This window comes from Sphingosinicellaceae bacterium (genome assembly GCA_019285715.1).
Taxonomy (GTDB): Bacteria; Pseudomonadota; Alphaproteobacteria; order Sphingomonadales; family Sphingomonadaceae; genus Glacieibacterium.
This window is the reverse complement of sequence record CP079108.1, coordinates 2,574,763-2,598,623: the sequence shown is the minus strand read 5'-3', so window position 1 is coordinate 2,598,623 and position 23,861 is coordinate 2,574,763. Positions and strand designations below refer to the sequence as shown.

15 protein-coding genes are annotated in these 23,861 nt (G+C 68.1%); 7 read left to right on the top strand and 8 right to left on the bottom strand.

Annotated elements, in window-relative coordinates:
* Positions 1-1,212: 1,212 nt before the first annotated feature.
* A complete protein-coding gene (locus tag KX816_12140; protein ID QXQ05035.1) occupies positions 1,213-2,301 on the bottom strand; it encodes a GGDEF domain-containing protein in 1,089 nt (362 codons plus the stop codon).
* 240 nt (positions 2,302-2,541) lie between these two features.
* Between KX816_12140 and KX816_12135 the strand changes: the two genes are divergently transcribed.
* Positions 2,542-3,657 (top strand): galactose mutarotase, encoded by a 1,116-nt coding sequence (locus tag KX816_12135; protein QXQ05034.1) that lies wholly within the window; start codon positions 2,542-2,544, stop codon positions 3,655-3,657.
* Between the two features lie 256 nt (positions 3,658-3,913).
* Here the strand turns inward: KX816_12135 and KX816_12130 are convergent, their stop codons facing one another.
* Positions 3,914-4,651, bottom strand: coding sequence for a FadR family transcriptional regulator (locus KX816_12130; protein ID QXQ05033.1), 738 nt, complete (start codon positions 4,649-4,651; stop codon positions 3,914-3,916).
* A 237-nt stretch (positions 4,652-4,888) separates the two neighbouring features.
* Between KX816_12130 and KX816_12125 the strand changes: the two genes are divergently transcribed.
* Positions 4,889-6,319: a tyrosinase family protein gene (locus tag KX816_12125; GenBank protein QXQ05032.1), complete on the top strand. Its 1,431-nt coding sequence runs from the start codon at positions 4,889-4,891 to the stop codon at positions 6,317-6,319.
* Here KX816_12125 and KX816_12120 read toward each other — a convergent pair.
* The 4 genes from KX816_12120 to KX816_12105 all read right to left on the bottom strand — a co-directional run bounded on the left by KX816_12120 (position 6,300) and on the right by KX816_12105 (position 15,557).
* On the bottom strand, positions 6,300-7,892 hold the full coding sequence (locus KX816_12120) for an efflux transporter outer membrane subunit (protein ID QXQ05031.1): 1,593 nt from the start codon (positions 7,890-7,892) through the stop codon (positions 6,300-6,302). The two genes, KX816_12125 and KX816_12120, sit on opposite strands and share 20 nt — an antisense overlap.
* Positions 7,893-7,906: 14 nt before the next feature.
* Positions 7,907-11,158, bottom strand: a complete 3,252-nt coding sequence (locus KX816_12115) for an efflux RND transporter permease subunit (GenBank protein ID QXQ05030.1) — start codon at positions 11,156-11,158, stop codon at positions 7,907-7,909.
* Positions 11,155-14,202: an efflux RND transporter permease subunit gene (locus KX816_12110; protein QXQ08539.1), complete on the bottom strand. Its 3,048-nt coding sequence runs from the start codon at positions 14,200-14,202 to the stop codon at positions 11,155-11,157. The genes KX816_12115 and KX816_12110 overlap by 4 nt, the downstream gene beginning before the upstream one ends.
* Before the next feature lie 101 nt (positions 14,203-14,303).
* Positions 14,304-15,557, bottom strand: coding sequence for an MdtA/MuxA family multidrug efflux RND transporter periplasmic adaptor subunit (locus tag KX816_12105; protein QXQ05029.1), 1,254 nt, complete (start codon positions 15,555-15,557; stop codon positions 14,304-14,306).
* 136 nt (positions 15,558-15,693) lie between these two features.
* Here KX816_12105 and KX816_12100 point away from each other — a divergent pair, with 136 nt between their 5' ends.
* On the top strand, positions 15,694-19,239 hold the full coding sequence (locus KX816_12100) for a hydantoinase B/oxoprolinase family protein (GenBank protein QXQ05028.1): 3,546 nt from the start codon (positions 15,694-15,696) through the stop codon (positions 19,237-19,239).
* Here KX816_12100 and KX816_12095 read toward each other — a convergent pair.
* The gene (locus KX816_12095; protein QXQ05027.1) at positions 19,236-19,652 is read right to left on the bottom strand and encodes a hypothetical protein; all 417 of its coding nucleotides are present in this window, start codon (positions 19,650-19,652) and stop codon (positions 19,236-19,238) included. The two genes, KX816_12100 and KX816_12095, sit on opposite strands and share 4 nt — an antisense overlap.
* Positions 19,653-19,760: 108 nt before the next feature.
* On the opposite strand from KX816_12095, the gene KX816_12090 reads away from it, so the two are divergent.
* Genes KX816_12090 through KX816_12075 form a run of 4 tightly spaced genes read left to right on the top strand, consistent with a single transcriptional unit; the run spans position 19,761 to position 23,131 of the window.
* Positions 19,761-20,429 (top strand): DUF969 domain-containing protein, encoded by a 669-nt coding sequence (locus KX816_12090; GenBank protein QXQ05026.1) that lies wholly within the window; start codon positions 19,761-19,763, stop codon positions 20,427-20,429.
* Complete coding sequence (locus tag KX816_12085) at positions 20,426-21,346, top strand: DUF979 domain-containing protein (GenBank protein QXQ05025.1); 921 nt, start codon at positions 20,426-20,428, stop codon at positions 21,344-21,346. The genes KX816_12090 and KX816_12085 overlap by 4 nt, the downstream gene beginning before the upstream one ends.
* A 14-nt stretch (positions 21,347-21,360) precedes the next feature.
* Positions 21,361-22,329 carry a DUF2891 domain-containing protein gene (locus KX816_12080; GenBank protein ID QXQ08538.1) on the top strand — a complete coding sequence of 323 codons (969 nt, stop codon included), beginning with the start codon at positions 21,361-21,363 and terminating at the stop codon, positions 22,327-22,329.
* A 31-nt stretch (positions 22,330-22,360) separates the two neighbouring features.
* A complete protein-coding gene (locus tag KX816_12075) occupies positions 22,361-23,131 on the top strand; it encodes a transglutaminase family protein (GenBank protein QXQ05024.1) in 771 nt (256 codons plus the stop codon).
* On the opposite strand, the gene KX816_12070 is transcribed toward KX816_12075, so the two are convergent.
* A complete protein-coding gene (locus KX816_12070) occupies positions 23,128-23,832 on the bottom strand; it encodes a PEPxxWA-CTERM sorting domain-containing protein (GenBank protein ID QXQ05023.1) in 705 nt (234 codons plus the stop codon). The genes KX816_12075 and KX816_12070 overlap by 4 nt on opposite strands.
* Positions 23,833-23,861: the final 29 nt, after the last annotated feature.

Here is a 23,861-nt window from a genome sequence, read left to right as displayed (position 1 = left end):
CAAGCCACAAAGCGTTATCACGATCGCGTAGGTAATCATTTGCTCAGCCATTCTGCGAAGGACGGCATTACCAGAATCATCTGTACTAGTAAAATTAGCGCGTTCACAAAGGTTGCCAGTAAGCGGATATTTGCAGTCATTTTCCCTTACCAATAGTTTCCGGAAAATCTAGACAGTGGCTCTGAACTTGTAGACCAATATCGACAAAGTAACGACTTGAAGGTCTCGGCTGACGTCGATGCTAAATGATTTTCCTAAACCCAAGTTAAACGACGTGAGCTAGTCGTGATGATTAGGTTTATATTTCGAAGTATTATGTTTGATTGCGGCTGTGAAGTTATCATGGATTGATAAGTTTAGGAGCGAAATGACGACCCGTGATGAACTAGTCTTCGGGATTGACTGTTTTTAACGAGAGCCAGCAATTGGCCAGCACTGGCAGTGATGGAATTTCGTCGTGCCCGATCCGCCTCTGACACGAGCGGATCGAAAAAAAATTCCAAAAATCTGTGTGCGGGCGCTTGCGCGGTCGCGTTCGGCATGCTAACCGACCGCTGACGACGTTTGGTTGTCTCGCGGAGGCTTACATGCTCGATCTTATCGCTCGTTTCTTCGGCTTCACCACTGACTCGCACTCGGGTGGCGATATCCGTCCGGTCAGCTGATCGTTTCAGTTCTGATCTAACGTCTGAAGCCGTGGCCGAATGATTAACAATAGTTAACTCTAGCGTTTTGTCGCGCATTTATTTCTGCGGCATACCGTGGCTTTATTTGTGATTGCATAATTTTCGCCCGATTTCCGGGGGATCGTTGTGTCCGAACCGCCGTTTCGACGGGTAAGCGATTCGGGTTGGCGTGCTTGCCAGCTGTTCTGGTGGTTGGCGTACCGTGTTGATCGGTACGCCAGCGAGCAATCTAGCTGTGTTGGCGGACATTGTAGTGCGCATGCAATAACTGCGTGCGTTCTTTTATTTGGACATGGTTCCAGATGGCAGTGCTTTAGACTCGATCCTGGCCGGATCGAATCAGTGTGCTTGCCGCTTTTTTGTCGCGATGCCCCTGTCGGGTGTAGGCTTCGCAAGTCGAGGACGTTGTTTGCGGGGAGCGGTCCCTAAGCGAGGTCTTAGCTAGCCCAGGCCGCACTGCACGATCTGGGCATCAGGCGATCCCGGGAGTGTAATTCGAGCCGCGTTGCCAACAGCGGTGCACGCCTCAGGCGGCGTCGATGTCCGCAACCATGCAGCGCGACCCGCCGGCATGTTTGGCGTGATACAGCTGCAGGTCGGCTGCCTTCATCAAGTCGGCGAGCTCGCTGCCATCGACTGTCGTTTGAGCTACTCCGATGCTTGCAGTGACGGTCGTGCGGCTGAGGCTGACTTCGTGTTGAGCGGAGTTGATCGCAGACAGGATCGCGCGCCCGAATTCTGTAGGCTCGACGAGTTTCAGTGCAGTCACGACTACAAATTCGTCGCCGCCGATGCGTGCGACGATGTCCCGCGCCCCGACCAGCTCCAGCAACTGCTCGGCAACGGCGCGCAGTAACTGGTCGCCGGTGTCGTGGCCGTGGGTGTCGTTGACCAGTTTGAAGCTGTCGAGGTCGATGAAGAACAAGGTCAGGTTGGTCCGCGGGTGATCATTGCGCATAAGCTCGATCTCGCGCTCGAGGCCGGCACGGTTGAGCAGGCCGGTGAGCTTGTCATGGCGGGCGCGATGATCGTTCTCGCGCTCGGCGCGCATCGTATCCACCAGCACGCTGCTCAGCCGCGTCGCGGAGAAGATCATCCGGGCGGTGTAGACTGCCGTCAGCACCCCCGCGATCTGGAGGAGAGGCACTCCGGTGAACAGGCACGCGGCGATCGGCGGAGCCGCGCCGAGGCATAACATGGTCGTGACCAGCCGCAGGGTGCCAAGGTTGCGGACACAGGTCTCGCCGGCGAATGCCGTGGCCGACATCCAGCCGATCACGATACCCATCCATTGGCCGGTCAGGATTGCCGCCGTGGTGCCAAATCCGACGCTCGCCGCGCCGGCAATCTCAAGGATCAGCAGGCCTTTCGGCGTCCACGGCAGGCCGGTGCGCGCCGGACGCCGTCCTAGCCATGTCAGCACCAGTCGCGCCGCCATTAGCAAGGCCTCGCTGGCGGCCCACGCGACGAGCAACGGATGACCGAGTTGCTGCGCCAGCGTGACCGCTACGGCCACCGTGCTGATGCCGCCGCCGCCGAAGATCGGCACCGCCTGATGCAGTTCGCTGGTGATGCGTTGCCGGATCGCCGGCCCATTCTCGGGACCCGCCTGCATCAACCAGTCCGTTGCCCACGTGCCCACGGACGCCAATGCGCCCGCCGAAGAACGTGCACCGTTCCAACCAAACATCCGTGCCCCCACGTCCAAGTGCGGTGCATAGCAGAAGAATACCCCGTCGTTACATGCGGCGAAAAAGACTGGTTCGCGGTGGCTGCAATGACACGCTTACGGCCGGTTGCTCCGCCCGGTATCGGGGCGATAGTGGTCGGAGTGTTGGGAAGGGTGTCGCGAGCGATGGACGGACGGGTCGGTACGGCGTCGGCGGGCTCGGCGGTGGGGAGCGTGGACGCGTCGACGTCGACCTTCGGAGCGTTGGCCGACGGACGTCCGGTCGCGGCGGTGACGCTGACCAACCAGGCGGGCGTCGCGGTGACAGTGATCGCCTGGGGCGCGACATTGCAGGCGGTGGTGTTGCCGGGGCGGGACGGCAGCCGGGCCGATGTCGCGCTCGGCTGCGCGGACATGGCGGGGTATCTCGCCAAGCCGTCGTACTTCGGCGCGACCGTCGGGCGCTTCGCCAATCGCATCGCCAAGGGCAGGTTCACTCTCGATGGCACCAGCTACCAAGCGCCCGTCAACGACGGCCCGAACTCGCTTCACGGCGGCACGGTCGGGTTCGACAAGGTGTTGTGGGACGTCGTCGGCGTGACGTCGGGCCCGACCGCCTCGGTCACCTTGCGCCACGTCAGCCGCGACGGCGACCAGGGCTTTCCCGGCACCTTGACCGTGGACGCAGTCTATTCGCTCGACGAGGCGAGCGTGCTGACCATCGAGTACCGCGCCACCACCGACCGGCCGACGATCGTCAACATCACCAGCCACGCGTACTGGAACCTCGGCGGCGAGGGCTCGGCCGGCGGCGCGATGGGGCACCTCGTGACCATCCCCGCCGACAGCTTCACGCCCGTCGACGCGACGCTTATCCCGACCGGCGAGCTGAAGCCGGTTGCCGGCACCGTGTTCGACTTCCGCACACCGCGTGCTGTCGGTAATGGGGTCCGCGACGGCCACGACCAGCAGATCGTCCTCGGTCGCGGCTACGACCACAACTGGGTGATCGGACCGACGCCGACGCCCGCCAACCACCTGATGGCGACGGTCAGCGAGCCGGTGTCGGGACGTCGCTTCGCGCTGTGGTCGAACCAGCCGGGGCTGCAGTTCTACTCGGGCAACTTCCTCGACGGCACCGTCATCGGCAAGTCGGGCAACCTTTACCGGCAGGGTGACGCACTGGTTTTCGAACCACAACTGTTCCCCGATACACCCAACCAGCCGGCGTTCGGATCGGCGCGGCTCGAGCCCGGCCAGACCTACCGCAACGTCATCGTCTACAAGTTCGGAGCGCGCTGAGTATGGCGCAGCCGAGTGACGAACATGAACGAGAGTTGTCAGAGTTAGCACCCTGCCGCCTCTGTCGTTTTTGGGCTACCAAGTGGCGTAGTGTTTCATAAGTGTCTGGATAAACACGGTAAATCAGCCTCCAGCAGCACGAGGGATCAGACGACCGTGACTTCCGCGAAGCAGATTGTACCAGGCAGGTGATGTGTAGGACAGCGCTGGTTACAGCCTCTGCGGAGCCAACTTCCGCTCATCCTCCGACTCTCGACTAGCCGACGTCCGCTTCGTTCGACTCGATCAGCTCGAGGACGTCGCCGATCAGGGTGCGCATCGCGGCGCGGGCGGCGTCGGGGTCGTGTGCAGCGATCGCGCGTTCGACAGCGGCGTGGTCGGCAAGGCTCGCCGAGCGGCCCTTGATGCGGTCGGTGTACAGGATCGAGGTCCGGAGCGCGGTCGCAACGAGGTCCCGGAACTGGACGTAGAAGGGGTTCTTCGACGCCGACAGGACTGCGACGTGGAAGGCGATGTCGGCCTCGAGGGTATTGTCCTCGCCACGCTCCGCCGCCGCCATGCGCGACAGGCCGGCGGCGATGCGCCTGAGGTCGGCAGGTTCGGCGAAGCGTGCCGCCAGTGCCGCGGCCTCGGGCTCGATGGCAATGCGCAACTGGTTGAAATAGCGCAGCAGCCCGACCGAGAACTGGCGCTCGAGCAACCAGCGCAGAACGTCGGGATCGAACAGGTTCCACGCGGTCGCCGGCTGGACCCTCGTGCCGGCCCGCGGGCGCGCGCTGACGAGACCCTTGGCGGTCAGCATCTTGACGGCCTCGCGGGTCACCGAGCGGCTGACGCCGTGTCGAAGCGACAGCTCGGCCTCGGTCGGGAACGGCAGCTCGCCGTAGTGACCGGTAACGATCGCCCGTCCGATGACGTCGAGCATACTCCGCGTGAGGTTGCGGCCCGGCTTGGGCTGCTCCGCCTGATCACCCCCTGGGAAGATGTCCTTCATCGCTGCCGCCCGATCGATGTTGCGGTGCAGATGTCCAGGGTTTGGCGCGTGCGATGCCACGCGGTCAAGCTCCACCCTGGGCCGCCGGCCGCAAACTTAACCAGTTCCTTACCCGGCCGGTCCATGTAGTGTCGCCATACGGTCGCAACCCGGGCAGTGCGGAACACCGTGTGCCCCATGCAGATGCGTCGTCGCAGCCCCAAAGCGGGCGGGCCGGCGCGGTCGGGGAGCGAAGCCGTGGACCGCAGGGATTTCATCATCAAGGCCGGCGCGACCGCGCTCGCGGCCGGCGCCGGCACGCGTGTGCTGGGCGCGCCGCCATCGGAACAGCTGGCGACCGGACGGCTCAGCCCGACCGCCACCCTGAACCCGGCCATTCTGAAGCGCGTGTGCCGGACGCGTCCGAACATCGACAGCCTGACGCCGGCGCAGCTCGATGCGCTTCGCCACGGCATCACCGTCATGCAATCCCGCAAGCTCGACGACCCGACGAGCTGGCTGTACCAGGCCGGTATCCACGGCAGTAACCTCAACCCGCAGCGGCCGCTGTGGGGCACCTGCGAGCACGGCTCGCTGCATTTCCTCAGCTGGCACCGCTTCTACCTCTATTATTTCGAGCGCATCCTGCGCGCCGCCAGCGGGTCGCCGACGCTTATGCTGCCGTTCTGGAACTGGACCGCCGACCGCGCCGTGCCGGCCCCGTTCCGCGCCAATACCGCGGGCAATTCGCTGTTCGTCAGCCAGCGCGCAAACGGCATCAACGCCGGCGCGCTGATCCCGGCGAGCGCGGTATCACCGACCGCGGCGCTGGCGGTGACCAACTACAACGGCTTCACCGGCAGCCTCGAGGGCTCACCACACGGCTCGGTCCACGTCTCGGTCGGCGGCTGGATGTCGAGCTTCAACACCGCCGGGCAGGACCCGATCTTCTGGCTCCATCACTGCAATATCGATCGGTTGTGGGAGACCTGGCTGGGGCAGGGCGGTGGCCGTGCCAACCCGAGCGATGCGGCCTGGCTCAACCGCGAGTTCAGCTTCTTCGACGAGACCGGAGCACAGCGGACCGTCAAGGCGAGCCGGGCGCTCGCCACCTGCAACAGCTTCGGTTACCAATATCCGCGTCGGAGGTTCATCTTGGCCACGCAGGTTCTCGCCACGCAGATCAGCGACCAGCTCGCGACCCGCATCCGCCAGCCGGTCGGGGCCGTCGACACTGCGCCGTCGCTGGCGCTCGGCGGCCGCGCTGCCGAGGCCACGGTCAACCTGCCGCCACGCAGCGCCGGTGCCGTTGCCAAGAGCACCTACCTCGCCTTCGACGACCTCGACGTCGTCAATCCGGAAGGGTTCTACGAGATTTACCTCAACCCGCCGCAGGGCAAGACGCTCGACTTCACCGACCCGAGCTACGCCGGCAACCTCGTGCTGTTCGGGCTGACAAAAGCCGACCGCACGGGTATGCGCGGGCACGGCGGAATGGCCGAGATGGCACCGCGCCGGGTCTTCGATATCACCCGCAAGGTCGCGCAACTGGCCCAGACGCCCGGCTTCGATGCCGCCAAGATGCGCGTTGTGCTTGTCCTGCGGACTCCGGAAGGGGCCGGTGCGGCGAAGCCTGCGGTCGATGTGCCCCGCGCCCGGGTTGGCAAGATCAGGGTGATTTCGCAGTAGCGGGCACGCTGAACGCGCCGGGCTGCGTTGCATCCCAGCCGCCGCCGATCGCCTGCACCAGCGACACCGCCGTCGCCTGGCGGTCGCGGGTGCTGGCGACGAGAGTCAGGCGCGCGTTGAGGGCCTGGGCCTGCAGCGTGATGACGTCGGTGAAAGCGATCAGCCCGGCCTTATACTGGTTGAGAGCGATCGCCTCGGCCCGGTCGGCGGCGACCGAGGCGTCGCGGCGCAGCACCTCCTCGCGGGCCAGCACGTCGGCGGCGGACAGGTTGTTCTCGACCTCGCCGAATGCGGTCAGCACGGTCTGGCGGTACTGGGCGACGGTCTGCGCATAGGCGGCCTTGGCTTCGTCGACGCGGGCGCGGCGGGCGCCGAAGTCGAGCAAGGTGTAGGCCACCGAGGCTCCGAACGACCAGAAGTTGGAGGCGGCCGAGAACAACTGGCCGACCGCGCTGCCGGAGGTGCTGCCTTGGGCGGTGAGCGATACGGTCGGGAAGAAGGCCGCTGTCTGGACGCCGACCTGCGCATTGGCGGCGGCAGTGCGGCGCTCGGCGGCGGCGACGTCGGGGCGACGCTCGGCCAGCGTCGAGGGCAGCAGTGCCGGGATTGCCGGGACAACGGGGTGCCACGCGACGGCGGCGATCTGGAAGCGCGACGGATTCTCGCCGGCCAGCACCGCGATGGCATTCTCGTAGACTGCGCGCTGGCGTTCGAGGTCGACCGCGTTGGCCTGAGCGCCCTTCAGCTGGGCCTCCGCCTGGACGAGGTCGGCGCGAGCCGAGACGCCGGCGTTGTAGCGGTTGCGGGTGATCTCGAGGGCGCGCTGGTAGGCGGCGGTGGTGGCATCATAGAGCTTGAGCTGGGCGTCGAGGCCTCGCAGGGCGATGTAGTTGGTGGCGAGGTCGCCCTGTGAGGCGAGGGTGACGTTCGCCAGGTCGGCGGCGCTGGCCTGGGCGCTGGCACGCGCGCCCTCGATGCCGCGGCGGACCTGGCCGAACAGGTCGGGCACCCAGCTGGCGTTGGCGCCGAGCGAGAAGCGGTTGCGCGCGCCGCCGCCGGTGCTGATCGAGGTCGTACCGCCGCTCGAGACGATGTTGCCGCCGCCGCCACCGCCGCCGCTGCGGGTCGCGCCGCCCGACAGCCCGATGGTCGGGAACAGCGCCGCGCGGTTCTCGCGGACCAGCGCCTGCGCCTGGTCGTAGGCGGCGATGGCGGCCGCGATGTCCTGGTTGGCGCGGGGCACGCGGGCCTCGAGGTCGCTCAGCACGGGATCGTCGAACATCGCCCACCAGTCGGTGCGGGGGTGATCGTCGGCAGGCGCGGCGGGTTGCCAGCCGGGGGCGGCCTTCCAGTTCGCGGGCGGTGCCGTGCCGACCGTCGGCGGGCGGTGGTAGTTGGGGCCGACCGTGCAGGCGGCGAGGGCGGTGGTGAGGAGGAGGGCTAGTGCCCCTCTCCCCAACCCTCTCCCCTCTCGGCTGCGCCGGGGGGAGAGGGAGCTAGAAAGTGGCCCATCCTTGCTGCTCCCTCGCCCCCCCGCGAAGCGGAGAGGGGAGAGGGCTGGGGAGAGGGGCATTGCGGACATTTCCATCAGGCAGCCACCGGCATGGCATGAACTTCGCCCGGCCCACGCCGGCGGAAGCGGTCGAGCGCGAGATAGACGGCCGGAGTCGTCAGCAGCGTCAGCACCTGGCTGACCAGCAGCCCGCCGACGATGGCGACACCGAGCGGCTGGCGGAGTTCCGCGCCCTCGCCGAAGCCGATCGCCAGCGGTACCGCGCCGAAGAACGCGGCCAGCGTCGTCATGATGATCGGGCGGAAGCGGCGCAGCGAGGCTTCGCGGATCGCCTCGCGCGGGGTCATGCCGTGGTTGCGCTCGGCGTCGATGGCGAAGTCGATGATCAGGATGGCGTTCTTCTTTACGATGCCGATGAGCAGGATGATCCCGATCAGCGCGATGATGTCGAACTCCATGCCCGCAAGCATCAGCGCGATGACCGCGCCGACGCCCGCCGAGGGGAGGGTGGATAGCACGGTCAGCGGGTGGATCAGGCTTTCGTACAGCATGCCCAGCACGATGTAGATCACGACCAGCGCGGCGAGCACGAGCAGCGGCGTCGTGCGGTTCGAGTCCTCGAAGACCTTGGCGGTGCCGGCGAAGCTGCCCGAGACGCTGACCGGGATCTGCAGCCGGTTGCTGACGGCCTGAATCGCGGCCTTGGCGTCGCTGAGGCTGACGCCGGGCGCGAGGTTGAAGCTGATCGTCGTCGCGGGGGAGGCGTCCTGGTGATTGACGCTCGTCGCGGCCGGGCGCTGCGACCATTTCGCGATCGCCGACAACGGCACCATCGTCGTCGCGGTGTTGCTCAGCGTGCTGCCGGTCGACGCGGACCCGGCCTGGCCCGCGTTGCCGCCGGGCACCGCCTGAGGTTGGCCGGACGTGGTCGCGGAGAGCGGGTTGGCGGCCGATGCATCGGTCGAGGCGAGGGTCTGGGCGGTCGTGGCGACGACCGTGGCCACTGTCTGGGGCTTCGACGGGACGTAGACGGTCTTGAGCGACTCAGGCGAGGTGGCGAAGGCCGGGGCGACGCCCATGACGACGTGATACTGGTTGAGCGCGCGGTAGATCGTCGAGACCTGGCGCTGGCCGAAGGCGTTGTAGAGCGCGTTGTCGACGTCGCGCGAGGTGATGCCGAGCCGCCCCGCCTTGTCGTGGTCGATGTCGACGAAGACCTCGACGCCGCTTTGCTGCTGGTCGGCATCGATGTCGGTCAGGGTCGGCTCGGCCTTCAGCGCCTCGGTCAGGCGCTTGGCGGTCGATGCGAGCAGCACCGTGTCGTCGCTCTTGAGCGTGTACTGGTACGCGGAGTTCGACTGGCGTCCACCGATGCGGACGTCCTGCACGGGGGTCAGGAAGGTCGACGCCCCGGTCACTTGCGCCAGCTTCGGCCGCAGCCGCTTGATCACGGCGGCGCTGTCGTCCTTGCGCCCGTCCCGGGGCTTGAGCTGGACCAGCATGAAGCCGCCGCCCGCCCGACTGCCACCGGTGAAGCCGACCACGGTATCGACGGCACGGTCATGATGGACGATGTCGACGATCTGCTTGAGCTTGCCGCGGATCGCCTGGAAACTGATGCTCTGGTCGGTGCGCAGGCCGCCCTGGAGCTGGCCGGTATCCTGCTGCGGGAAGAAGCCCTTGGGGATGGCGACGTAGAGCCAGACATTGAACGCCAGGGTCGCGCCGAGGATCAGGACGACCAGCGCGACGTGGTCGAGCGACCAGTCGAGGGCGTGGGCGTAGCGGTTCTCGATGCGGGTGAAGGTCCGCCCGAACCAGCCGGGGCGGTGCTCGATATCGGGGTCGCCGGGCTTGAGCAGCAGCGCCGCGAGCATCGGTGTCGCGGTCAGCGAGATGACGAGGCTGATCATCACCGCGGCCGAAAGCGTGATCGCGAACTCGCGGAACAGGCGCCCGACTATACCGCCCATGAACAGCAACGGGATGAACACCGCGACCAGGCTGATCGAGATCGAGATGACGGTGAAGCCGACTTCCCTGGCCCCGCGCAGTGCCGCCTCGAAGGGCTTCATGCCGCGCTCGACGTAGCGGCTGATGTTCTCCAGCACGACGATGGCGTCGTCGACGACGAACCCGGTGGCGACGGTCAGCGCCATCAGCGAGAGGTTGTTGAGGCTGAAGCCGAGCAGCCACATCACGCCCAGCGTGCCCGCGATCGAGACCACGACGGCGACGGCAGGGACGACGGTGGCGCGCCACGAGCCTAGGAAAACGCTGACCACGCCGACGACCAGCAGGGTCGCGATGAGGAGCGTTACCTCGACCTCGCGCAGCGACGCACGGATGGTGACGGTACGGTCCGAGGCGACCTGAAGCTGGACGTCGCCGGGCAGGGCGCCGCGCAGGATCGGCAGCTGCGCCTTCACCGCGTCGACGGTGGCGATGATGTTGGCGCCCGGCTGGCGGCTGATGATCGCGACGACCGACGGATGGCCGTTGAACAATCCGGTGGTGCGGGTGTCCTCGACCGAATCGTTGACGCTGGCGACGTCGTCGAGGCGGACCGGCGCGCCGTTGCGGTAGGCGATCGGCAGGCTGCGGTAGTCGGCGGCGGTGATGCCCTGGTCGTTGGTGTAGATCTGCAGGCGGACGCCGCTGCCCTCGACCGCGCCCTTGGGACGGTTGGCGTTCGAGGCCTGGATCGCGGCGCGGACGTCCTCGAGCGCGATGCCGTAGGACGCGAGCTGCGCTGGATTGACGTCGACGCGGACCGCCGGGAGCGAGCCGCCGCCGAGCTCGACATCGCCGACGCCCTCGACCTGGAGGAGCTGCTGCGACAGCACCGTCGCGACGGAATCGTAGATCTGCCCCGGCGAACGCGTCTTCGAGGTCAGCGCGAGGATCATGATCGGCGCGTCGGCGGGGTTCACTTTCCGGTACGTCGGGTTCGAGCGCAGCGTCGCCGGCAGGTCGACCCGCGACGCATTGATCGCCGCTTGCACGTCGCGCGCCGCGCCGTCGATGTCGCGGTTGAGCGCGAACTGCAGGGTAATGCGGGCGCTGCCGAGGCCCGAGTTCGAGGTCATCTCGGTAACGTCGGCGATGGTGCCGAGGCGGCGTTCGAGCGGCGTCGCGACGCTGGAGCCCATGGTGTCGGGGCTGGCGCCGGGCAGGCTGGCGCTGACCGAGACGGTCGGGAAGTCGACCTGCGGCAGCGGCGAGATCGGCAGCGCGAAGAACTCCGCCGCGCCCGCGATGACGATGCCGATGGTCAGCAGGATGGTGCCGATCGGCCGCCGGACGAAGGGCGCGGAGATGTTCACGCCAGCGTCGATCCAGAGCGCGCCGGCTCGGTCTTTAGGCGCGACCCGAGACGGTCGAAGGCGAGGTAGATCACCGGCGTCGTGAACAGGGTCAGCAACTGGCTGACGATCAGCCCGCCGACGATGGCGATGCCGAGCGGGTGGCGCAGCTCCGACCCCGCACCGGTGCCGAGCATCAGCGGCAGCGCCCCGAAGATCGCCGCCATCGTCGTCATCAGGATCGGGCGGAAGCGCAGCACCGCGGCCTGCCGGATCGCCTTGACCGGCTCCATGCCGTGGTTGCGCTCGGCGTCGAGGGCGAAGTCGATCATCATGATCGCGTTCTTCTTGACGATGCCGATCAGCAGGACGAGCCCGATGATGCCGATCACCCCGAGGTCATTGCCGGTCAGCCACAGCCCGAGCAGCGCGCCGAGGCCGGCGGACGGCAATGTCGACAGGATGGTGATCGGGTGGACCCAGCTCTCGTATAGAACGCCGAGCACGATGTAGACGCAGACCACCGCCGCCAGGATCAGCCACAGCTGGTTCGACGCGGCGGCGCTGAACGCGTCGGCGGCACCGAGGAAGCTGGTGGTGATCGCTGCAGGCAAGCCAGCGCGGGCTTCCTCGGCCTTGATCGCGTCGACCGCGGCCCCGAGCGAGACGCCGGGCGCGAGGTCGAAGCCGATGGTTGCGGCAGGGAACTGCGCCACTCGCGCGACCTGCAGCGGTGCCTCCGCCTGCGTCACGCTGGCGAAGGTGCCGAGCGGCACCGGCGATCCCGACGACGACGGCACGTAGAAGCGGCTCAGCGTGTCGGCGGACGTCAGCAGGCCTGGCGTCGCCTCGAGGATGACGCGGTACTGGTTGGTCTGGGTGAAGATCGTCGAGATGATGCGCTGGCCGAACGCATTGTACAGTGCCTCGTCGACCGCCGACGCCGTGACGCCGACCCGCGCGGCAGCGGCGCGGTCGATGGCGATGGTCAGAGCGGGGCCGGTGGCATTGCCGTCGGCGATGACATGCTGGAGTTGCGGCAGCTTGGCCAGCCGATCCGCGAGCGTTTGCGACCACTGCGAGATTTGCGCCGGGTCGCTGCCCTGCAGCGAGAAGCGGAACTGGGTCGGCCCGGTCTCGGACTCGATGGTCAGGTCCTGCACCGGCTGGAGGTACAGCGTCGCCCCGGCAACATCCTGCGCCCGGCGGATCAGGCGGCGCATCACCGCGGGCTGGTCGCCGGTGCGCTCGGCCTTGTCGCGCAGGTTGATCAGCAGGCGGCCCGAGTTGAGCGTCGCGTTCTGGCCGTCGACGCCGATGAACGCCGACAGCGAGACCACGTCGGGGTCGCGTAGGAGCGCCTTCGCGACCTTGGCCTGGACCCCGCCGACACGCGCGAACGACGCGCCCGGATCGGTCCGCAGCACGCCTTGCAGCTGGCCGGTGTCCTGCACCGGGAACAGCCCTTTGGGGATGACGACGTACAGCGCGACGGTCAGCGCCAGTGTTACCAGCGCGACGATCATCGTCAGGCCCTGCCGCGCGAGGACCCAGCCGAGGGCATCGTCGTAGCGGTCGAGCAGCCCCTCGAAGATCCGCTGGCTGCGCGCCACGACGCCGTTGCCGGTCGGCGCGTGATGGTCCTGCAGCAGTCGCGCCGACATCATCGGCACCAGGGTCAGTGCGACGATCGCCGAGATCACGATGGTCACCGCGAGGGTCACGGCGAACTCGCGGAACAGTCGCCCGACGACATCGCCCATGAAGAGCAGGGGGATAAGCACGGCGATCAGCGACACGGTCAGCGAGATGATCGTGAAGCCGATCTGCTTCGCCCCCTCGAGCGCCGCCTCGAACGGCTTTTTGCCCTCCTCGCGGAAGCGGCTGATGTTCTCGATGACCACGATGGCGTCGTCGACGACGAAACCGGTCGCGATCGTCATCGCCATCAGGGTCAGGTTGTTGAGGCTGTAGCCGAGCATGTACATCACGCCGCAGGTGCCGATGATCGACAGCGGCACCGACAGCCCGGCGATCAGCGTGGCCTGCCACGACCCCAGGAACAGGAAGATCACCAGCACGACCAGCGCGACCGCGAACAGCAGTTCGAGCTGGGTATCATGGACCGAGGCGCGGATGCCCTCGGTACGGTCGGCGAGGACCGTGATCTTGACGTCGGCGGGCAGCTGCGCCTCGAGGTCGGGGAGGCGCAGCTTGATCTGGTCGACGGTCGAGATGACGTTGGCGCCCGGCTGGCGCTGGATGTCGACGATGATCGCCGGGGTCTTGTTCATCAGCGCCGACAGCCGGACGTTCTCGGCCCCGTCGATGATCGTCGCGACGTCGGCGAGGCGCAGCGGGGCATCGTTCCGGTAGGCGACGACGAGGTCGGCATAGTCCTTCGCGGTCGACAACTGGTCGTTGGCGTTGATCGCATAGCTGCGGGTCGGGCCATCGAAGCTGCCCTTGGCGGCGTTGGCGTTGGCGTTGCCGATGGTGGTGCGAAGCTGCTCCATCGACAGCCCGTAGGAGGCGAGCTGCGCGACGTTGACCTGGATGCGGACCGCCGGGCGCTGGCCGCCCGACAGCGTGACGAGGCCGACGCCCGCGACCTGGCTGAGTTTCTGGGCGACGCGCTCGTCGACGAGGCGCTGGACCTCGGTCAGCGGCCGCGTCGCGGAGGTCACGCCCAGCGACAGCACCGGCGCGTCGGCGGGATTGACCTTGGCATAGACCGGCGGCGCGGGCAGGTCGGCGGGCAGCAACGACTGCGCCGCGTTGATCGCCGCCTGGACCTCCTGCTCCGCGACGTCGAGCGTGCCGGTCAGCCCGAACTGCAGCGTGATCGCCGAGGCGCCGCCCGACGAGGTCGAGGACATCCGCTTGAGGCCCGCCATCTGGCCGAACTGGCGTTCCAGCGGCCCGGTGACGGTGGCACTCATCACCTCGGGGCTGGCGCCCGGATAGCTCGTGCGCACGACCAGCGTCGGGTAGTCGACCTCGGGCAGCGCCGACAGCGGCAGGAAGTTGAAGCCGACCAGCCCGGCCAGCAGGATCGCGACCATCAGCAGCGCCGTCGCCACCGGGCGGTGGATGAACGGCGCGGACGGGTTGACGCCGCCGGTCACGCCCGCCGGGTCGGCGGCCGGCGTCTGGTCGACGTCGGTCACTCGGCGCTGCGGCGGTGCCGTCGGCCACCCGCACCTGCGGCACCCTTGCCGGCTCCAGCCGCACCGAACGCGGGCTTGTCGCCGGGCAACACGACCTTGCCGCCGTCGGTCAGGCGGTCGGCGCCTTCGGTGACAACGGTTTCGCCGACCTTCAGCCCGGACATGACCGCGACCCGGTCGCCGATCGCCGGGCCGACGTTGACCGTACGAAGCTCGGCGGTGCGGTCCTTGACGACATAGACGAAGCTGCCCTGCGGCCCGTTGCGGATCGCGGTGGTCGGAACCACGGTCGCGCCCTGAAGAACGTCGTAGGTGACGCGGACGTTGACGAACTGGTTGGGGAACAAGGCGTTGTCGGTGTTGGTGAAGCGGGCCTTGGCCTTGACCGTGCCGGTGGTCGTGTCGACGCGGTTGTCGAAGGTCGCGAACCGGCCCTGCGCGAGCACGTTCTGCCCGCCGCGGTCGAGCGCTGCGACCGGAAGCCCGCCCTTGCGTGCGCCCGCCGCGACCCGGGCAAGCTGCGCTTCAGGCAGGGTGAAGACGACGTCGATCGGGTGGACCTGGGTCAGGATGACGACGCCGTTGGTGTCGCCCGGCGTCACATAGTTGCCGACATCGACCTGCCGCAACCCGACCCGGCCCGACACCGGCGCGGTGACGCGGGTGTAGGCGAGGTTGAGCTCCGCCGTACCGACCGCGGCCCGGTCGGTGGCGATCGTACCCGCCAGCTGGCCGACCAGCGCCGCCTGGGTATCCACCTGCTGGCGCGCGATCGAATCCTGCTGGAGCAGCGTCTTGTAGCGGTCGAGGTCGACCTGCGCCGACTTCGCCTGCGCCTGGTCGCGCGCCAGGTTACCCTGCGCCTGCGTGAGGGCGAGCTTGTAGGGTCGGGGGTCGACCTGCGCGAGCAACTGCCCGACGCGAACCTCCTGCCCTTCGGTGAACAGCACCTTGTCGAGCGTGCCCGAGATGCGGGTCCGCACCGTCGCGGTGACCGGCGGGGTAACCGTGCCGAGCGCGTCGACGGTCAGCGGCACGTCGGCGGTGACGACCTTGAAGATGCCGACCGTGGAGGGCTGCCGGCGTCCACCGCCAGGGCCACCACCGCTGCCCGGGCCGCCAGCGCCGTCGGCGGGCGCACGGTGGGTGAGCCACCAGATAAAGGCGACGCCGCCCGCGATGGCGAGCAGGACGGCAATGATCGACACGGCACGGCGGCGCGGCGGAGCGTATACGCGGTCGTCGGCCATCTAATCTCCAGGCTTTGAATGAGCGACTACGTGCTAGCTAACTTGGATACCCCGGCTTGGTTGCCGGAGACATAATATCCGCCCGCCCTACCGGCCAAGCTTGCCAAGCCGCAACCCCGCAATCATGGTCGGCCGCATGCCTGACACGCTTGCGACCGGCTGGGAGTTCTGGATCGACCGCGGCGGCACCTTTACCGACATCGTCGCGCGCCGCCCTGACGGACGCCTGGTCACCCACAAATTGCTGTCGAATTCGCCGGGCGGTGCGGGGGACGCCGCGGTGGCGGGCATCCGTGCTGTCCTCGGCCTCGCCGAAGGTGCCCCGCTGCCGCCCGGCCTCGTTGCGGGCGTGCGGATGGGCACGACGGTCGCGACCAATGCGCTGCTCGAGCGGCAAGGCGCGCCGACCGCGCTGGCGATCACCCGCGGCTTCGGCGACGCTCTGCGGATCGGACACCAGGCCCGGCCCCGGCTGTTCGACCTCGATATCCGGTTGCCCACGCCGCTGTACGAGCATGTCGTCGAGATCGACGAGCGGATGGGTGAGGGCGGTGAGGTCGTCCGCTCCCTCGACGAGGCCGCCGCATTGGCAGGGCTGCGCGCCGCCCGCGCCGCCGGTTGCGAGGCCGTCGCCATCGTCCTGATGCACGGGTGGCGCTTCACCGGACACGAGGCGCAATTGGCCGAACTGGCGCGCGAGGCGGGGTTCACCCAAGTCTCGGTCAGCCACGAGGTCGCGCCGCTGGTCAAGCTCGTGCCGCGTGGGGACACTGCCGTCGCCGACGCCTATTTGTCGCCGGTGCTGCGCCGCTACGTCGAGGGCGTTGCGCGCGAACTCGGCGATGTGCCGTTGCTGTTCATGCAGTCGAACGGCGGGCTGACCGGAGCCGCGGGCTTTCGCGGCAAGGACGCCGTCCTGTCGGGACCGGCTGGCGGTATCATCGGCATGGTCGAGACCGGGCGCGCCGCGGGCTACGACCGGCTGATCGGCTTCGACATGGGCGGCACCTCGACCGATGTCTCGCACTACTCCGGGCACTTCGAGCGCACCCATGAGACCGAGGTGGCGGGCGTCCGCCTGCGCGCCCCGATGCTGGCGATCCACACGGTGGCAGCCGGCGGCGGCTCGATCTGCTGCTTGGATGGCGAGCGCCTGCGCGTCGGCCCGGAGTCGGCGGGCGCGGTGCCGGGACCGGCGGCCTATGGCAACGGCGGGCCGCTGACGGTCACTGACTGCAACGTCCTGCTGGGGCGGCTCAGCCCTGATTATTTCCCGGCACTGTTCGGGTCCGACGGTCGCCAGCCGCTCGACGTCGCTGCGGTTCGCACCGGGTTCGACATGCTCGCGGCGAGCACCGGCCTCGCTCCCGAGGCACTGGCGGAGGGCTTTCTCGCCATCGCCGTCGAGCACATGGCGCGTGCGATCCGCCGCATCTCGGTCGCCAGGGGGCACGACATCGCGACCCACGTCCTCGCCTGCTTCGGTGGTGCGGGCGGACAGCACGCCTGCCGGGTCGCGGCGGCGCTCGGCATGACCCGCATCCTGATCCACCCGCTCGCCGGCGTCCTGTCGGCGTACGGGATCGGCGCAGCCGCAGTGCGCGCGGTGCGGGTCGCGAGCATCGAGGCAGTGCTTGATTGCAATGGGTTGGACGCCGTCGTTGAACGGCTGGAGGAAGTCGCGCGTGCCGAGCTTGATGCACAAGGCGTGCCCCTGCGTGCCGTCCGGATCGAGGCACGCGCCGGGATCAAGTACGCTGGCACGGACAGCGCAATCGAGGTGCCGCTCGGACTTCCTGAGGCGATGCGAGTGGCCTTCGCTGACGCCCACCGCGCGCGCTTCAGCTTCGTCGCCGAGGCTGGCCTGGTGATCGAAACACTGACCGTCGAGGCGGTGGGCGAGACACTGGGGTCGGCGGCCACGCTCGACGTGCCCGAAGGTCCGCCCCGCATCCTCGGGCAGGCGAGTTTCGGCCCGGTGTTCGACCGCGCCTCGCTGCCCGCTAGGTTTGTCGCCAGCGGACCGGCAATCATCGTTGACGCGAGCGGCACCACCGTCGTCGAGCCGGGCTGGCGGGTCGAGGTCGATTCGCTCGGCAACCTCGTGCTGTCCCTGGGCCAAGGTGTCGCGCCGGCCGTTTCTGCAGACGCGGTCGTCGACCCTATTCGCCTCGAGCTGTTCGCTAACCGTTTCATGGGCTTGGCAGAGGAGATGGGGGTAGCGCTTCAGACCACGGCTTACTCGGTGAACATCAAGGAACGCCTCGATTTCTCGTGCGCGCTATTCGATGCGCGTGGTCAGTTGATCGCCAACGCGCCGCACATGCCGGTCCATCTCGGTTCGATGGGCGACAGCATCCGCGCCGTCGTCGACGGTGCCGGCACCCTTCGGCGCGGCGACGTATGGATGCTCAATGCCCCCTTCAACGGTGGCACGCATCTACCTGATATTACTGTTGTCATGCCGGTGTTCGATGGCGATGAAACTAGTCCGGCGTGGTTCGTCGCGGCACGCGGCCACCATGCCGACGTCGGCGGCATCACGCCGGGCTCGATGCCGCCGGGCAGCCGCTGCCTCGCCGACGAGGGCGTGCTGTTCGACACCGTCCGGCTGGTCGACTGTGGCGTGTTCCGCGAGGCGGATATTCGCGCCCGCCTTGGCGAAGGCTCCCACCCGGCACGCAATCCTGACCAGAACATCGGCGACCTGAAGGCGCAGGTGGCGGCGTGTGCGCGCGGTGCCGCTGAGCTCGCCGCCGCCGTCGCCGAGCATGGCCGCGCGACGATCGATGCGTACATGGCGCATGTCCTCGACAACGCCGAAGCCGCCGTTCGCCGCGTCATCGACCGGCTCGACGACGGCGACTTCGCCTACCCGATGGACAATGGGGCGGTCGTCCGGGTCGCGGTCCGCATCGACCGCGAGACGCGTGCCGCGACGGTCGACTTCACCGGCACGTCCGGCCAGCGCGACGACAATTTCAACGCGCCGCGCTCGGTGACACGGGCGGCGGTGCTCTATGCTTTCCGCTGCCTCGTCGGCGACGACATCCCCTTGAACGACGGCTGCCTGAGGCCGGTGACATTGATCATCCCCGAAGGCTCGATGCTCAGCCCGGGTCGCGACGCAGCGGTGGTCGCGGGCAATGTCGAAACCAGCCAGGTCGTCACCGACGGTCTGTTCGGCGCGCTCGGGGCCTGCGCCGCGAGCCAGGGCACGATGAACAACTTCACCTTTGGCGATGCTACGCGCCAGTATTACGAGACCGTCGCGGGCGGTGCCGGGGCGGGCCCGGGCTTCGACGGAGCGAGCGCGGTGCAGACCCATATGACCAACAGCCGCCTGACCGATCCCGAAGTGCTCGAGGCCCGGTTCCCCGTTCGCGTCGAGAGCTTCGCCGTGCGCGCCGGGTCGGGCGGGGCAGGGGCGCGCCAGGGCGGCGACGGCGTCGTCCGCCACGTCCGCGCGCTTGAGCCGCTGACCGCGGGTATCCTGTCGAACCGCCGGCTGGTGCCGCCGTTCGGGCTGGCGGGCGGCGCGGACGGCGCGCCGGGCCGGAACCGGGTCGAGCGCGTGGGCGGGGTGGTCGAAGAGCTTGGGGCGACCGCGACGGTCGAACTCGCGGCGAGGGATGTGTTCGTGATCGAGACGCCGGGCGGGGGCGGCTACGGCAGGCCCTAGAACGGTATCCCCACTTGCTTGCCCTCGGCGCGGCGTTCATCCGCCCACTGCCTGAGCATCGCCTCGCTGCAGCCGGTCTGGCCACCGAGGCCGACGACGGAGCAGCTGTTCGGACGTTCGGCGCGTGCGAGGTCGTCGAGGGTGGCGTTGCGGCTCGCCCAGTTCTGCTCGACGCGCTCCTTCTTCTTGGCCTGGGCTTCGCGAATTTTTTTGGGGATGCGGTAGCGCTCGTCTTCGGGCAGGCGGCCGCAGACGATGATGTCGCCGTTGGTCGCCGTGGGGCACGCGTCGTCGCCATAGACCGTCGTGGTCGTCGTTCGGCGGGGGGCTTCGGCGGCCGCGGTGGCGCTGGTCGCGGTAATCCCGGTCGAAACGATCAGGGCGACGGCAGAGGCCAGGGTCGTCAATCTCATCGCCGTAACTCCAATCCGCACTGTACGTGTCGGTACGCCCACATCCCGCAGTTGTCGCGCTGAACGCGCGCTGTATGGTCGAGCGGAGGGCAGTTCAGGGGTTCGAGTTTGCTGGCGTTGTCGGGCATTGCGGTGATTGTCGCGGGCTTCGCGCTACGGGCGAACCCTTTGCTGGTGGTTGCGCTGGCGGCGGCGGCGAGCGGGCTCGGGGCGGGGATGTCGCCGTTGGCGGTGCTGGCCGCCTTCGGCAAGGCGTTCAACGACAACCGCTACGTCACCCTCGTGTGGGTCGTGCTGCCAGTGATCGGGCTGCTCGAGCGGTCCGGGCTGCAGGAGCGGGCGCGAACCCTGATCGAGGGCATCCGCGGCGCCACGGTGGGTCGGCTGCTGCTGGTCTACATGGTGTTCCGGCAGATCACCGCGGCACTCGGCCTGATCGCGATCGCCGGCCATGCGCAGACCGTCCGTCCGCTGGTCGCTCCGATGGCGGAGGCGGCGGCGGCGCAACAGGGCGTCAGCGACGAGCCCGGGCGGCAGCGTATCAAGGCGCTGGCGGCGGCGACCGACAACATCGGGGTCTTCTTCGGTGAGGACATCTTCCTCGCCATCGCCTCGATCCTGCTGATCAAGGCCTTCCTCGAGGCGAACGGCATCGTGCTCGCCCCGCTGGCGTTGTCGGTGTGGGCGATCCCGACGGCGGTGGCGGCGCTGCTGATCCACGGCGGGCGGCTGCTGTGGCTGGATCGGACGCTGCGGCGTCGGGCTGCTGCCGCATGATCACGCTGACCTTCGCCTACATTCTTGCGGGCCTGATGTTCGCGGCGTTCGCGGTCCTCGGCCTGTTCGACAAGCGGCCCCTCAATGCCGGCTTCCACGGGCTGATCGCGCTGAGCTTCCTCGCGGGCGACCGCCTCGGCGATGCGGGCAATGGCGTGTTGGTGCTTGGCCTGGTCGGCCTGGGCGGCGGGCTCAGGCGCAGCGACCCGGCGACGACCACGCCTGCCGAACGCACCGCTACCGCCGCGCGCCTCGGTAACCGGTTGTTCCTGCCCGCGCTGATCGTCCCCGCCGCGGCCCTGCTCGGGACGCTGTTGCTCAAGGATTCAGGCCTCGTCGACCCCAAGCAGGTGACCCTGATCGCGCTCGCCGCGGGAGTGATGATCGCCCTTGTCGCAATCGGGGCGTGGCTGCGGCCGCCGCTGCTCGCGCCGCTGCAGGAAGGCCGCCGGCTGATCGACGCGGTCGGCTGGGCGTGCGTGCTGCCGCAGTTGCTTGCCAGCCTCGGTGCGGTATTCGCCGTCGCGGGCGTAGGCGCGCTGGTCGGGCAGGGCGCGAGCGCGGTCATCCCCGATGCCAGTCGGCTGGCCGCTGTCCTCGCCTACACCGGCGGCATGGCGTTGTTCACGATGATCATGGGCAACGCCTTCGCGGCATTCCCGGTGATGACCGCGGCGGTCGCACTGCCGTTGCTGATCCACCAGCAGCACGGCGACCCGGCGGTGATCTGTGCCATCGGCATGCTGTCGGGATTTTGCGGCACGCTGCTGACGCCGATGGCGGCGAACTACAACATCGTGCCCGCGACCTTGCTCGACCTCGACGACCGCATGGGGGTGATCCGGGCGCAGGCTCCGACCGCGCTGCCGCTGCTCGTGGTCAACACCGCGCTGATGTACTTCCTGGCGTTCCGGTGAAGCTGACTTCGGTAATGGCGGCGCGCTTCATGCGCATCGCGCTCGGCCACGTCGCGCGCGAGTACCCGCACAAGCTCGACCACGTGCTCGCCGAGGATGGCGATGCGCGCACGCCACGCGACCTCCACCCGGTGTTTTTCGGTAGCTTCGACTGGCACAGCTGCGTCCACGGCTGGTGGACCCTGCTGACGCTGGCGCGGTTGTACCCCGGCCTGCCGGAGGCGGCGCGCGTCCGCGACCTCGCCATCGCGACCTTCACCCGAGAGAACATCGAGGGCGAGCTAACGTATCTGGCGCGACCCGGCGCGGCGGGGTTCGAGCGGCCCTATGGCTGGGCCTGGCTGCTGACCCTCCATGCCGAGGCGGCGCGCCATCACCAGCCGTGGGCCCGCGCGCTCGACCCGCTGGCAGCGGCGTTTGCGGTTCGGTTCGCCGACTGGCTACCGCGCGCCACTTACCCGATCCGCAGCGGTGCGCACGGCAACACCGCGTTCGCGCTGATCCACGCCCATGCCTGGGCGTCCGAGTATCACGCCGATCTTGCCCTCGCATTGTCCGCGAAGGCGCGCGACTGGTACGGTCGTGACCGCGCCGCCGATCCGCACGAACCGGACGGCGATGCCTTCCTGTCGCCGCTGCTGACCGAGGCGCACTGCATGCAGCGACTGCTCCCGCCCGGCGAATTCGAGCCGTGGTTCGCCGAACTGCTGCCGCGCCTCAACGACGGCGAGCCGGCGGTGCTGTTCGAGCCCGCCCATGTCAGCGACCGCAGCGACGGCAAGATCGCGCACCTCGACGGGCTCAATCTCAGCCGCGCGTGGAGCTGGCGCGCGCTCGGGCGGGGGCTGCCGCTCGGGCATATCGTCCACGGTGCCGCCGAGCGCCACCTCGCCGCCGCGATGCCCCACGTCGCTGGCGACTATATGGGGGAACATTGGCTGGCGAGCTTCGCTCTGCTGGCGCTACTGCCCGATAGTCCGTAGCGGGCGCTCTGCCTCGACCCGAAGGATGCCGATGCGCCTGCTCGCCCAATCGCACCTTGCGAACCGCTTCGCGATGCCGACCGAGATCATGGCCAAGGTCCAGGTCGCGCACGCGCCGGGGCAGACATTGGTTAGCGAGGGGCTGACGGTGACGCCGTTCCACAAGCTCAAGAGCGACGAGTTGCCCGACGGGCGGCTGCTGCGCGGCGTCGTGCAGGGCGATGTCGAGATCGCCTACCACGCTGTCGTCGACGTCGAGCCGCGGGTCGACGTCCACGCGAATTTGATCCAGCACGCCTGGAGCGACCTGCCCGCCGACGTCCTGCCCTACTTGATGCCGAGCCGATTCTCGCCCGCTGACCAGTTCCTGCGATTCACCGGCCGTGAGTTCGGCAAGGTCTTCGGGGGGGCCAAGGTGTTGGCGATCATCGCGTGGATCCAGGAGCACGTCGACTACGTCCACGGCGTCAGCAACGCCGAGACCACCGCCGAGCGCACCTTCGTCGACCGCGCCGGGGTGTGCCGTGACTTCAGCCACCTGGCGATCGCAATGTGCCGCGCCGCCGGCATCCCGGCCCGCGCTGTCGCCGCTTATGCGCTGGCGCTCGATCCACCCGACTTCCACGCGGTCCTGGAGGTCTGGCTGGGCAACGGCTGGTGGCTGATCGACCCGACCGGCCTTGCCCCCGTCGCGGGCCTGATCCGCATCGCCCATGGTCGCGACGCCGCCGACATCGCGTTCCTGACGACCAGCGGACCGGTCGAGCAGATCGCGATGCGGATCAGCGTGGTCGAGATCTAGGCGTAGAGCGCGGTGCTGCCCGCCCGCCGCCGCCGGGCGATACCGCCAACCAGCGCCAGCCCGCCCAGCATCAGTGCCCACTGGGCCGGTTCGGGCACCGTGGTCGATGGTGCGAAGGTCGAGAACAGACCGCTAAAACCGGCGCCGGTAATAATGTCGTAGCGGCCAGTTTCAGCGTAGCTGGTCGCGCTGGTGCGCAGGAAGAACAGGTAAGAATAATCGTCACTGGCGATACCGCGGTCGAACCCGAAATTGACGGCGCCAGTGCCGAAATTATAGGCGGTCTCCGGCCCCTCGTTACCGCTGCTGTCGATCCGCCAGTCTCCATCGCTGACATAGGTCGTGAAACCGTCGACCCTGAAGATGGTGACGGGCGATGCACCCATTTCGTCGCCCCTGACCTGCCAATAGAAGTCGAGCGTGCCGCTGGCGGTTTCACGCACGACCCGTGCCAGTATGCTGCCACTCGCCTGCTGGCCACCCGAGGTGACGAGGTAAGGGGTCAGCCGGTCCTCCAGGACGATGCCGGCAAGCTCCGGGCGGGCGTCAAGAGTCGTTCCGGGAAGCGCGGTCTGGGTGAAGGGCGGCGAGGTGAACGGCAGCGGCACGGCCATAGCCGCGCTGCTGAACCCGGAAACAAGAACGCTCGCAGCAAGGATTGCGCGGATCGACATGTCGGTTCCCAGGATCAGCCGTCTCATTACTGGCCTAGTCTCGATCACGCCTCGCG

Coding starts and splice junctions, on each gene's coding strand:
- KX816_12120 (QXQ05031.1), bottom strand. CDS start 7,892: ATGCCCCTCTCCCCAGCCCTCTCCCCTCTCCGCTTCGCGGGGGGGCGA.
- KX816_12075 (QXQ05024.1), top strand. CDS start 22,361: ATGCGCCTGCTCGCCCAATCGCACCTTGCGAACCGCTTCGCGATGCCG.
- KX816_12105 (QXQ05029.1), bottom strand. CDS start 15,557: ATGGCCGACGACCGCGTATACGCTCCGCCGCGCCGCCGTGCCGTGTCG.
- KX816_12135 (QXQ05034.1), top strand. CDS start 2,542: ATGGACGGACGGGTCGGTACGGCGTCGGCGGGCTCGGCGGTGGGGAGC.
- KX816_12100 (QXQ05028.1), top strand. CDS start 15,694: ATGCCTGACACGCTTGCGACCGGCTGGGAGTTCTGGATCGACCGCGGC.
- KX816_12130 (QXQ05033.1), bottom strand. CDS start 4,651: ATGAAGGACATCTTCCCAGGGGGTGATCAGGCGGAGCAGCCCAAGCCG.
- KX816_12085 (QXQ05025.1), top strand. CDS start 20,426: ATGATCACGCTGACCTTCGCCTACATTCTTGCGGGCCTGATGTTCGCG.
- KX816_12110 (QXQ08539.1), bottom strand. CDS start 14,202: ATGGTCGCGATCCTGCTGGCCGGGCTGGTCGGCTTCAACTTCCTGCCG.
- KX816_12140 (QXQ05035.1), bottom strand. CDS start 2,301: ATGCAGGCGGGTCCCGAGAATGGGCCGGCGATCCGGCAACGCATCACC.
- KX816_12070 (QXQ05023.1), bottom strand. CDS start 23,832: ATGAGACGGCTGATCCTGGGAACCGACATGTCGATCCGCGCAATCCTT.
- KX816_12080 (QXQ08538.1), top strand. CDS start 21,361: ATGGCGGCGCGCTTCATGCGCATCGCGCTCGGCCACGTCGCGCGCGAG.
- KX816_12095 (QXQ05027.1), bottom strand. CDS start 19,652: ATGAGATTGACGACCCTGGCCTCTGCCGTCGCCCTGATCGTTTCGACC.